Source organism: Microbulbifer maximicatervae (SeqCode) (assembly GCF_052467305.1).
The window spans coordinates 2687544-2700148 of record NZ_CP174306.1; the positions used below are offsets into that span (position 1 = coordinate 2687544).

General features: G+C 53.6%; 7 protein-coding genes. 6 read left to right on the top strand and 1 reads right to left on the bottom strand.

The genetic code is table 11. The features are described from left to right. Positions 1–82 precede the first annotated feature (82 nt). Complete coding sequence (locus tag ACJJI4_RS11810) at positions 83–4972, bottom strand: NAD-glutamate dehydrogenase (RefSeq protein ID WP_444928229.1); 4890 nt, start codon at positions 4970–4972, stop codon at positions 83–85. A gap of 315 nt (positions 4973–5287) precedes the next feature. Here ACJJI4_RS11810 and ACJJI4_RS11815 point away from each other — a divergent pair, with 315 nt between their 5' ends. The 6 genes from ACJJI4_RS11815 (at position 5288) to ACJJI4_RS11840 (ending at position 12591) form a co-directional block, all read left to right on the top strand. Further along, positions 5288–6259, top strand: a complete 972-nt coding sequence (locus ACJJI4_RS11815) for an AAA family ATPase (RefSeq protein ID WP_282932305.1) — start codon at positions 5288–5290, stop codon at positions 6257–6259. Continuing rightward, positions 6259–7236, top strand: coding sequence for a DUF58 domain-containing protein (locus ACJJI4_RS11820; RefSeq protein WP_444907919.1), 978 nt, complete (start codon positions 6259–6261; stop codon positions 7234–7236). Before ACJJI4_RS11815 ends, ACJJI4_RS11820 begins: the two co-directional genes overlap by 1 nt. 127 nt (positions 7237–7363) lie before the next feature. Further along, positions 7364–7909: a DUF4381 domain-containing protein gene (locus ACJJI4_RS11825; protein ID WP_444928193.1), complete on the top strand. Its 546-nt coding sequence runs from the start codon at positions 7364–7366 to the stop codon at positions 7907–7909. Further along, complete coding sequence (locus ACJJI4_RS11830) at positions 7902–8942, top strand: vWA domain-containing protein (RefSeq protein WP_282932302.1); 1041 nt, start codon at positions 7902–7904, stop codon at positions 8940–8942. The genes ACJJI4_RS11825 and ACJJI4_RS11830 overlap by 8 nt, the downstream gene beginning before the upstream one ends. Positions 8943–8944: 2 nt before the next feature. Continuing rightward, positions 8945–10828: a VWA domain-containing protein gene (locus ACJJI4_RS11835; RefSeq protein WP_444913393.1), complete on the top strand. Its 1884-nt coding sequence runs from the start codon at positions 8945–8947 to the stop codon at positions 10826–10828. Then, a complete protein-coding gene (locus ACJJI4_RS11840) occupies positions 10822–12591 on the top strand; it encodes a BatD family protein (RefSeq protein WP_444928194.1) in 1770 nt (589 codons plus the stop codon). Before ACJJI4_RS11835 ends, ACJJI4_RS11840 begins: the two co-directional genes overlap by 7 nt. Positions 12592–12605: the final 14 nt, after the last annotated feature.

The following is a 12605-nucleotide window of genomic DNA, read 5'->3' on the forward strand; positions in this document are numbered from 1 at the left end:
GAACCCTTCAGAAAAACGAAGGGCTCTATCTTGTGATGACGATACTACAGGGGCCTTTGAGCGGCCCCTGGGCTCTATTCCGCTACTGTTCTGCCAGAGTTTCCCGGTCCGCAGTGGCGTGGGCGAGATACATTAGCTCGCGCAAAGCCACAGTGAACATCGCAAAGTCACCGACAGAAGTAGACTTCAACTCGGCAATCATATTGTGCCAGCGTTGAATTGCGGGCGCCATGATAGCGCTCCAGCGGGACATTGCACCCTCTACATCAAGATTTTCAGCCTTGCCTAAGCGGAGAATGTTCACCGCCAGTGTCGACAACTGGCTGTCCAGGTCATCCATACTGGTCTCCCGGGCCTGCGCCTGCCAGAAGCTGTCTACCGGCAAGTCGACGATCAGATTGCCAAACCAATGCAGGTTCAACTCATCCGACAGCCTGAAGTAAACCGTGGCAACTTCCTCTACGGGCGTATCGCTAGCTCGCGCCGACTCGGAAATACCCAGTGCCGAGTAGAGGTAGGTGGGCGACGCCGACAGCAGGGCCAGGGCCTCTGGTACCCCTGCTTCCAAGAGTTTCTGGTAGCGCTGCTCCCATTCGTTAAGGGGCTCGCCACTCAAGACCTGCGGCAACGCTGTAATAACCCGCTGTACCGGCTCCTGGAACAGCTCGCAGTTGGTAGCTGGCTCCAACTCATTGCGGCGATTGCGCAGGAACCACCGGGTTGCCCGGCGCACACGACCTATCATCGAGTTCAGCAGTTCTGTTTGCAGCTCCGCTGGCACCTTGTAGTCCAGCGCAGCCAGCTGCTCCTGGAAGTCGTGCATCTCGTACACATCACGAGCGCTGACATAAGCGGCAGTTACATCGTTCACATCGGCGCCAGTGGCTGTACCGATACGGTTGTAGAAGGTGATACCCATACTGTTAACCATCTCATTGGCGACCTGGGTAGCCACGATCTGGCGCAACAACGGATGGTCATAGACTTGGTCGCGATAACGCTCGACCAATTTTTCCGGGAATGCAGACTCAACCGCAAAACGCACCCGCTCATTGTCGGTGATTTGTGCATTTTGCAGCTCTTCTTTCAACTTGACCTTAACGTATGAAATTAGAACCGATAATTCGGGGCGGGTCAGGGACTGCCCTTTGTGCTCGCGCTCAGAAATCTGCTCGTTGTCAGGAATAAACTCCAGCGCGCGATTCAATCGGCCGTCGTCTTCCAAAGTGTTGATAGTTCTGCGGTACTCGTCCAGGCGCTTGGCAACCTGATATTCCGCCACACTGAGGGCAAAAGTCTGCTCATAGTTATTGTGCAGCACCAATTCACCGACAGCATCGGTCATCCCATCCAGTAGCTCATTGCGCTGCTTTTCAGTCAAATCACCCTGAGCAACGACTTTATCCAGAAGGATCTTGATATTTACCTCGTGGTCAGAACAATCCACACCGGCCGCATTATCGATAAAGTCGGTGTTACAACGCCCGCCATTGAGAGCAAACTCAATACGTCCACGCTGGGTCATACCCAGGTTGCCGCCCTCGCCAAAGACTTTGGCACGCAACTCCCGACCATCAACGCGCAAGTGATCATTGGACTTGTCACCAACTTCGGAGTCCGTCTCGGTAGTAGCCTTAACATAAGTGCCAATACCGCCATTCCAGATCAGATCCACCGGCGCTCTGAGCAAGGCACTAATCAGCTCGTTGGGGTTCAGTTGATCCTGTTTGATATCAAACGCTTCTTTCATTTCGGGCGTAATAGCAATGGCCTTGGCGCGACGCTCGAAGATACCACCACCTTTGGAAATTAATTTGCGCTCGTAATCTCTCCAGCTCGACCGGGGCAACGCGAACAAACGCTGGCGCTCTTTAAAGCTGGATTCTGCATCCGGATTGGGGTCCACAAAAATATGCAGGTGGTTAAAGGCCGCTTTCAGGCAGATATGCTCAGACAGCAACATGCCGTTACCAAAAACATCTCCACCCATATCGCCAATGCCGACAACAGAGAAGTTTTCTTTCTGGACATCCACCCCCATCTCACGGAAGTGGCGCTGCACCGATACCCAGGCTCCACGGGCTGTAATACCCATTTTCTTATGGTCGTATCCCTGGCTGCCACCGGAGGCGAAAGCGTCGCCCATCCAGAAGCCATACTCCCCGGCAATGCCGTTGGCAATATCTGAGAAAGTCGCCGTCCCTTTATCCGCAGCTACTACCAGGTAGGGGTCATCCTCATCCCGACGAACAACATATTTGGGCGGTACAACTTCGCCATCTTTTAGATTGTCAGTGATATCCAAAAGGCCGCGAATAAAGGTTTTGTAACAGGAGATTCCCTCTTCCATCATGGCTTCGCGGCTGCCATCGGTAGGCGGACGTCGAACGACAAATCCACCTTTTGCACCACTGGGGACAATAACTGCATTTTTCACCGCTTGGGCTTTTACCAGGCCCAGAACTTCTGTGCGGAAATCTTCCAGTCGGTCAGACCAACGCAGGCCGCCGCGAGCGACTTTACTGCCGCGCAAGTGCACACCTTCCACGCGAGGGGAGTAAACAAAAATCTCAAACTCCGGGCGGGGTTCGGGAATGCCGGGAATATCCCGGGGACTGAATTTGATCGAAATATAATCCTTGGGCTGCCCTTCATCATCCACCTGGAAGAAGTTAGTGCGCAGGGTCGCCAGGATTAATTCCAAATAACGGCGCAGAACCAAATCTTCATTCAGGTTATCAACCGTATCCAAACCATCGTGAATTTTAGCGATCAAGCGCTCGACACGGGGCTGCTCCTGCTTGCCGGTGCTTAAACGGGGATCGAACATCGCCCTAAACAAGGCTACCAGGTTGCGGGTGATATCCACGTGGCTGGCCAGGGTAGCGGCAATATAGCTCTGGCTGGCACCGGACTTGGTTTGCTTCAGGTAACGGGCGTAGGCACGAAGCATGGATACTTCGCGCCAGTTTAGGCGGGCGGCCAGCACCAGGCGATTGAAGGCATCGCTTTCCGCCGTGTGATTCCAGATCGCCGCGAACGCATCCTGGAACAGGCCACGGGATGCCTGCGCATCAATTTTGGTGGGCAGACCAAATTCCAGATGGAATTCGTGCATCCACACATCGGTATAGCCACGGGGGCGAATCGTATAGGGGAATTCACCAATAACCCGCAAGCCCAAATTTTCCAGCACGGGAATCACGTCGGAGAGCGTCAGGCCGCTGCCCCAGTTGAATACCTTGAACCGCAGACTGCCCTGAGCGGCCCCCACCGGCTGGTAGAAACTCATTGCCACCCGGTTGTCTTCACTGAGGCTCTGAACGGCTGCTACATCCTGCACCGCAATACGAGGCTCAAAGTCTTCACGGTACCCTGCCGGGAAGGCGCGGCCAAAAGTACGATAGAGACGACTGCCCTCTTCTTCCCCGCTATTTTCAATTAGTGATCTTTGGAAAACATCTTCCCAGGAGCGGGTAATATCCACAATTTGCGCCTCCAGCAGCGCGACATCAAAATCAACAGGCTCATCGGGGGACACGCGGAAAACAAAATGGACCCGCGCGAGAATGGATTCGGAGAAGAAAGTGGTGAAGTCCGAGTCCTTCGCATTAATCGCTTTGGCAATATGCGCGCAAATCACCTCGCGCACATCACTATTAAACAGCTCACGGGGAACATATACCGTGGCAGTAACGAATTTACCAAAGGGATCGCGACGCATAAACAGACGAAGGTGAGCCCGCTCATTTAACTGCAGCACACCCATTACTACGTCAAACAGCTCTTTGGTGCTGCCCTGGAAAAGTTCATCCCTTGGGAAGGTATCGAGAATCCGGCGCAGGGCTTTGCCATCGTGCCCCTGTCCGGAGAGACCGCTAGACTCGATGATCGAGGCCATCTTGCGGCGAATAATCGGGATTTTCGCCGGGCTCTCGGTGTAAACCGGCGAGGTATAAAGCCCCATAAACGCCGCTTCACCAATCACCTCACCATCGGTGTTGTAGCGCTTAATCATCACGTAGTCCGAATAGGCCGTGCGGTGCACCCGGGACTTAACGGAGGACTTGGCAAATGTCAGGTAATTGGGCCCTTGGTAGAAACGCTGCTTGCCCTCACTAAAAGAGGTTTCCAGCATCGGCGCGGCTTCTTCCAGCTTTTTGAAAATACCGAGCCTGCGGTCTTCAACTTCATTGAGGATTTTTTTATCCCCGACAACACTGAACTCGTATTCGCGATACCCCAGGAAGGTGAAGTTACCGTCGCGCATCCATTGTAAAAATGCACTGGCTTCCAATAGGTTGGTGTCTTCGTCTGGAAGTCCCGCCTGTAACTGCCCCTCCATTGCGCTGCAGGTTTCCAGCATCGGGACATAGTCGTCCACTACCAGCTCCACATCGCCGAGTACGTCTTTTAAGCCAGTCATCATGCCTGAAGCGAACTCAGATGAAGTGTCGTGATTAATCTCGACATAAATCATCGCTTCGTTCGTAATGCGCTTCCCTTTTGCCTGCGGCTTTTCACCCAGCAACTCTTCCTCTGGCGGCAACAGGCGAGTCAGTTTCCCCTTGGCATCGCGTTCGACTCGAACTACCGTACTCTTTATCGAATGAGTCACTGTATTTCGGCGATTGATCTCCATGCGAATGGAGTCCACCAGGAATGGCATATCCCGCTGCAGCACACCAATGACCGTATGCGAGCACTCCCAACCATCGTCTTCAAGGCGGGGGTTAAAAACCTTCACCTTGGGTAGGCCGCCCGGGCGCTGTTGAATAAAGTTCCACCAGGTGTATATGCAGCCATAGACGTCAACAAGGCGACGACCGGCCAGATCCTCTAAGGGGTACTGATTGAGGAACTGCTGGGCAAAAGCCACAACGGGTTCGGCTTCGCTGGTCAGCTTGTCACGAATCAGCTCGCAAATCTGCGCAACTAATTCTTCACGGCTGTCGGTAATAACCGTCGCCATATTCACGGGGAACCTCCCAATCTCATTTTTGTCACATCGAATCCAAACACTGTAGATCCGAAAAGGTCATCATCTCAGCCCATACGCAGCTGCAGGGTCGAGTCCTAAAAATTACACTTTCAGTCAGACAGTGAGGAGAAGTCCATTCCACCTCAGAATCTAGTCGGCTCGGCAGAGGCCTACATCCCAAGAGTTGCCTCTTCATTTGGTGCCGCTAAAATCATCAGTCGCCACCTTCTCGGCGGCGACTATATATAGATGGTAGAAAGCCAGCCAGGTCCGTGCGGCGGCTAAATTCTCAGAAGAAGAGATACTATGGAAGCAAACCAGACTATTAGGGATCATATCGCCGCTTTGGGCGATTGGTTGGAAGAGCAGATTATCGGTCAAGAGAGATTGGTTAACCGATTGCTGATCGCCATGCTGGCCGATGGCCACCTTTTGGTGGAGGGAGCGCCAGGCCTGGCCAAAACCAAGGCCATTAAAACACTGGGCGAAGCTATTGAGGGTGACTTCCATCGCGTTCAATTTACGCCAGATCTGCTTCCGGCGGATATTACCGGCACCGACATTTACCGGCCGGAAACCGGAGAGTTCCATTTTCAACCAGGTCCAGTGTTTCACAACCTGATACTGGCCGATGAGATTAACCGCGCGCCAGCCAAAGTTCAGTCGGCGCTGCTCGAAGCTATGGCAGAACGGCAGATCAGTGTCGGCCGAAAAACTTATCCCCTTCCCCAGTTATTTTTGGTAATGGCTACCCAAAACCCTATTGAGCAGGAAGGGACTTATCCTCTGCCAGAGGCACAATTAGATAGATTCCTAATGCAGGTAAATCTTGCCTATCCCAATGCGGAGGCGGAAGCAAAAATCCTGCGCCTGGCCAGATCCGAGGCTAGCCTTGGCGAAAATCGCCCCACTGAAATTATCAGCCAAGAAACCATTCTTCAGGCGCGCAACCAAATTCTGGAAATGCAGATGGTTGAGGCCGTGGAAACCTATACTGTCCAACTTGTCATTGCTACTCGCGAGCCGGCGAAGTATGACAGCGAGCTGGCGTCATGGCTAGATTTTGGTGCAAGTCCGAGAGCAACAATTGCATTGGATCGCTGCGCGCGCGCTCACGCCTGGCTCGCTGGGCGCGACTACGTCACCCCAGATGATGTAATGAATGTCGCTCCCGATATTTTACGCCACCGACTCCTGTTGAGTTTTGAGGCGGAAGCGGCGGGAATTACTACCGACCAGGTAATTGAGCGATTACTTCAACAGGTGCCTGCGATCTGATGTCCGCTGAAGCATCCCCAACTGAGCTCGAACTGCGCGGGGCTTATCCCGAAGTAACGCCGTTGGTACAAATGCGCTACGCCGCACGGCAGTTGCAATTATTCAAACCGCGCCTGGCCCGCAGTGATCAGGCCGGCAGCCTGCTCACTCGCTACCGCGGCCGCGGCATGAATTTTGAGGAAGTGCGGAACTACCAGGCCGGCGATGATGTACGCTCCATTGACTGGCGCGTAACAGCTCGAACCGGCCAAACCCACACCAAACTTTACCAAGAGGAGCGCGAACGCCCGGTAGTTATCCTGTTGGATTTGCGTTCGCCGATGTTTTTTGGCAGCCAAAGGGCATTTAAATCGGTGACGGCCAGCGGCATTGCGGCAGCGCTGGGTTGGGCTGGTTTACAGCACAGCGATCGGATCGGGGCATTGCTTTTCTCCGACCGGGAAATAGACACAGTGCGTCCGCGCCGCAGCCACCACGCCGTACTTTCGATGATTCACAGTACGGTTGCCCGCGCTGCGGAACTGAGCAGCCCCGTCCCCGAACAGGGCAGCCAAACACTAAAAACATTGCTGGAGGAAGCGCGAAGAATCGCACGCCCTGGAAGTGCGCTCTTTTTAATCAGTGATTGCCATGATCTCGACGAGAGCTGCTCGCAGCCACTCTACCTTTTATCCCGTCATGCCGACCTGCAGGTGCTGAGGGTATCGGACCCGCTGGAGCAACATCTGCCCGGCCAATCCCTCACTATATCTGACGGTCGCCAGCGCACATTCCTTCATGCCGGCAATCGGCCGGTTCACGAACATTTTGCCGAAAAGCAAGCCCGAGCCCGCGCCGAGGTTGAACAACTGTGCCGACGTTATCGGCTGCCGTTGCTGGACTTTGATAACACCCAACCGCTTATTCCAGCACTGATGTCCGTCTACGGCTCGCGGCAAAGAAATAATGGCTGGCAAAATACGAGAAGGCCCAAGTAGTAATGAGTTTGAAAGTGCAGAAAAAGCTAGTCGCCAATGTTTTGGCGAACCAAGGAGCGAAGGCAAAACGCACTGGCAATTTAATTGAGGGCCAGTCGTGATAAAAGGAAGTCTTCTGGCAAAACAAATGCAATCCCCAACACCGCAAGCGCCTTCGCCCGAGGCCCAGGAATTGTTATCGCAACTCCGCGATATACAAGAGCCCAATGCGGTTAATTGGTGGCCACCCGCTCCAGGCTGGTGGATGTTGGCCGTATTAATTCTTGTCTGTGTGGCCGCCGCTGCCCTATGGTGGCGGCAGCGGCGCAAAAAAATTGAACGCAATCGCTATCGTGTCGAAGCAGCTTCACTGCTCGCTGCAGTAAATACTGAGGAGGCGGATGCAGTACCAGAAATTAATGAAATACTTAAGCGAGTGGCAGTTACAACCTATAGCCGTACAGAGTGCGGCAATCTTATCGGCACAGCATGGGTCGAATTCCTGAAAAAGTCAGCCCCACTCGAGTGCCCCTCTGATGCGCAACAAGCACTCATTGAAAACCTCTATCGCGGCAGCTGTAACCCAGACAAAAACCGAGTGCTACAGGAATATGCCATTTTATGGGTGAAGCAGCACGGACAACCCACCAAAAACAGCCCACAACACCAGGGCGGGGAGGCCGCGCATGTTTGAATTCGCCTGGCCATGGGTTTTCTTTTTAGCCCCACTCCCGCTACTCGCTCGCTGGCTGCTACCCCGCTCCAAACCCATGAGCAGCGCCCTGAAGGTGCCATTTTATTCGGAGCTATCCCAACGTGGCGGCGGTGAACAAAGCAATCTGCTCAATCTCTTTTTGCTGATTCTGATCTGGCTGCTTTTAATCAGCGCCGCAGCCCGTCCCCGGTGGTATGGGGAGCCGATATCTCAACCCAGCAGCGCAAGGGATCTCCTTATTGCCGTAGATATTTCAGGCAGCATGGAAACGCCCGATATGGTAATTAATGGCCGACCGGCGATGCGTATCAATGCAGTAAAACAGGTGGTTGGTGACTTTGTTGAACGGCGTAAAGGTGACCGTTTGGGGTTGGTACTGTTTGGGACTCGCGCCTACCTGCAAGCCCCACTCACTTACGATAGGGAGACGGTAGAAACTCTACTAAAAGAGGCCCAGATCGGCTTTGCTGGACAAGGAACTGCCATCGGCGATGCCATTGGGCTATCGGTCAAACGCCTGACCCAACGCCCCGCAGAGCAACGCGTGCTGATACTCCTCACCGATGGCGCCAACACTGCGGGGGAAGTCTCCCCTCTCAAAGCTGCCGAACTGGCACAACAAGCGGGTATTACGGTTTACACCATCGGTGTAGGTGCCGACGAAATGGTTCAACCCGGTCTTCTGGGGAGCCGTTTTGGCAGCCGCAGAATTAACCCTTCGCGAGACCTCGACAGCAAGACACTCAAGGAAATCGCCGATAAAACCGGGGGCCGCTATTTCCGCGCCCACAACCCGCAGGAGCTGGCAGAAATCTATGCCGAACTGGATAAGTTAGAGCCTGTCGAACAAGAAGCGGAAAGTTACCGCCCCATGAAGTCCCTGTTCACCTGGCCCCTTAGTATCGCCCTACTACTGGCTGGAATTTGGGCCTTGATTCCCCTGGCGAGCAATTTTCAGCTCCCTGCCAGACGAGAAGAGATAAGTCGTAACAATGGAGGTCAAGCCCAGTGAATATGCTCGACCTAATCCAATCCTTCCACTTCCTGCGCCCTGGGGTTCTGTGGCTGCTAATTCCCGCAGCACTACTCTGTTGGGGATTGGCAAAGATGGTGCTCAACAGCGCTCAATTGCAAAAGGTCATAGACCCAGATCTGCTGCCCCACCTTCTACTGCGCGGTGGCAGTAAAAGACCCTGGTTATTCGCATTAATATTTGCGCTGCTGGTCGCGATGATTATCGCTCTGGCCGGCCCTGCCTGGCGCAAGCTGCCAACCCCAGTGTACAGCAACCAGGATGCCCTGGTCATACTGCTAGACTTGTCACCGTCCATGATGGCGACAGATCTATCACCCAATCGACTAACCCGCGCCCGCCTTAAAATTTTGGATATTTTGCGCCAGAGAAAAGACGGCCTCACCGCACTCGTCGCCTATGCTGGAGAAGCCCATGTCGTCACCCCTCTTACCGAGGACACGGCTACTATCGCCAATCTGGTACCCGCGTTATCGCCCTCAATCATGCCAGTCCCCGGCAGCAATATCGAAATGGCCGTCGATACCGGGATTCGCCTGTTAAAGGATGGAGCCGCAGGACGCGGACAATTACTTGCCGTTACCGACGGCATAGACTCAATGGCCGCCGATGAGGTCACCAAAGCTCTGTCCAACGCAAAAGTTGAGATGAGCATACTCGCCGTGGGCAGCGGCGAGGGCAGCCCCATCCCACGGGGGAATACCGGCGGATTTGTGACTGATAGTAAAGGGGCCATCGTCATCTCCAATTTCGATGCCAGTGAGCTTCGCCAGCTCGCCCAGTCCAGCGGAGGGCGTTTTGCCAAAATTACGGTAAATGACAGCGATATCGACTATTTACTGCCTCAAACTGACAGCCCGCAACAAGCGCAGCTCACTGAAAGAGAGTTCGACCAATGGCGGGATGAAGGGCCGCTATTACTCCTTTTAATACTACCTTTTGCAGCTCTACTCTTCCGTCGGGGAGCTCTGGCATGCGCACTGCCCTTACTACTGCTAACTGGAATTTCAAGTGAAAGCCAGGCTATTGAGTGGCAGGATTTATGGCAACGCAAAGACCAGCAGGGCCAGCGCCTACTAGAAGAGGGACAGCCGTCAGAGGCCGCGCAAGAATTTCACAACCCCGAATGGAAAGGCACTGCCAACTATCGCGCAGGCAATTACGCAGAGGCCCAGGAAAATTTCGCCCAACGTAATAATTCACAGAGCTTGTACAATCTTGGCAACAGCCTGGTGCAACAGGGGGACTACGATAAAGCTATCGAAGCTTACGATGAAGCCCTGCAAAAGCAGCCCGAGTTTGCCGATGCCGAGCACAATCGGGAAATTGCTGAAAAGCTGAAAGAGTTGCAAGAAAAACAGCAGCAATCCCAACAGCAGTCCGGTGAACAGCAGCAAAGCGAGCAGGAACAGAACCAGCAGGGCCAGCAGCAGAGCCAGGAACAACAGCAAAACCAAGAGCAGCAAGCTAAGAACAACGAACAGCAGTCCAGCGAGCAGCAACAACAGGGCAATAATCAACAGCCCTCTGGTTCACCAGAGTCCTCTGAGCAACAGCCTCAAGGTGAGGAGCAACAGGGCTCCCAAGAAAAGGGCCAGGAAGAGCAGGAGAGCGAACAACAACAGCAAGGCGAACAACAGGGTGAAGAACAGCCGCAGCAAGGGGAATCGCAACCTACTGGCGCTGAAGAAAGCCCACTCGACCAGGAAACCCAACAAGCCCTGGACCAATGGCTCCGTCAAATTCCCGATGATCCAGCCGGTCTGATGCGCGAGAAGTTCAAATACGAGAGCCTGCAAAGGCGCCGTGCCTATCGCAGCGGAGAGTGGGAGCCACCGGAAAATGGGGCGACACAAAGATGGTAAAGAACAGTAGAGCAATGTCGCTGGATTCAAGGACACTGATTTCAAAAATGCCTATGGACGCAATCATTAACAACCGAATAAAACTTTGGAGCCTCCCACTCAGCCACGCCTTCGCTTTGCTACTTATTGCAATAGCACTTTGTCTGTCGACACCGGTTTTAGCAAGCGATCTCAGCGCAACGGTCGATAGAGATAAGATTGGAATTGATGAGACAGTCAATTTACGTGTGCGCTATTCAGGAGACAAAAGTGGTGGACAACCGGACTTTGACTTGTTGGAACAGGATTTCGATATTCTCTCACGCCAACAGTCCAACCAGTATCGCGTTATCAATGGCCGTGCAGAGAGTTTTGTCGAGTGGGTACTGGCGCTAGCCCCCAAACGGGAAGGCAAACTGTTTATCCCCTCTTTTAACTATCAAGGAGAGGTTTCCGATGCGGTTCCCGTCACAGTCACCGAGGCGCAAAGTGGACCTAACGGCGGTGAAAAGCAGGCTTTTCTGGAAGTAACACTCGACAAGGAAAAGGTCTATGTCCAAGAGCAACTGCTGGTAAAAATTCGCCTGTACACCACTATCGGCTTACACGATATCGCAACAGAGCCTCTCAAGGTTGCCGGCGCTCATGCAGAAAAAGTCGATGAGCAGCGATATGAGCGCAAGCTCAATGATGTGAGCCATGCGGTTTACGAAGTTACCTACGCCGTTTTCCCAGATAGCTCAGGCAAGCTCAGCATTCCCGCACTAACCTACGTGGCCATCGCTGGGCGCAGGGACCCCTTCTCCCTGTTTAATCGCAACAGCCAAAGGCTTCGACTTCGCTCCCAAGAGAAGTCTATCGAAGTGCTGCCAAAACCCGCTGACTACTCTGGCAGCCAATGGCTGCCCGCTGCCAGTCTCGGCATTGTTCAAAGCTGGAGCCAGGACCCGGACACCTTTGCCGTAGGCGAACCTATTACCCGAATTCTTACCGTACGTGCCGAAGGGCTCAGGGCCGCACAGTTGCCCCCACTTCCCAAACTCAACGTGGATGGCCTTAAAACTTACCCCGATCAACCGCAACAAGAAGACCAGGTTGGGCCCAACGGCGTTACCGGAAGCCGCATTGAGACAACCGCGATTGTGGCTACACAACCCGGGGACTACGAGCTCCCTCCCGTCACTGTGACCTGGTGGGATACAAAAAGCCAACGACAACGCACCACTCAACTACCGGCATTCCGCTTCTCAGTTTCCGGTACTGCTGCTGCAGTAACCAGCGACAATGAAACCAGTGCTAAAGTACCTCAGTCAGCTACACCCACCGAACAAGTCGGTACTGTGAGCCATTTTTGGCGCAACCTGGCTATTATCGCGATTGCCTCTCACTTACTGTGGGTGCTGTACTTTTTCTTTCAGAGGCGCAAACCCGCCCAGCAAATACCGAGCAACCACACCCAGGCCCCCGATTTACAACGTGAAACCCGTACCCTTAAAAAAGCTCTGGAGAGTGAGAACCCCATCCATATCCAGCAAGCCACTTTAAAGTGGCTTGCTGCAAAGTGGCCGCAAGTAAATGGGAAGAGCTTGGCTGAGACCGCGAGGCAACTGAACATCCCCGAGCTGGATCAGCTCCAAGCAGTTCTGGACGCCGCTATTTACAAGTCACCGGCTAGTCCTTTGGACATCAATAAGGTGAAAGCAATAGTCGACTTACTACTGAACGCGAAACCTGAAAGTGAACCCCGTGAAACGGATAGCGCCCTGCCCTCACTGTTCTCTTAACAGGAGCCACTTCA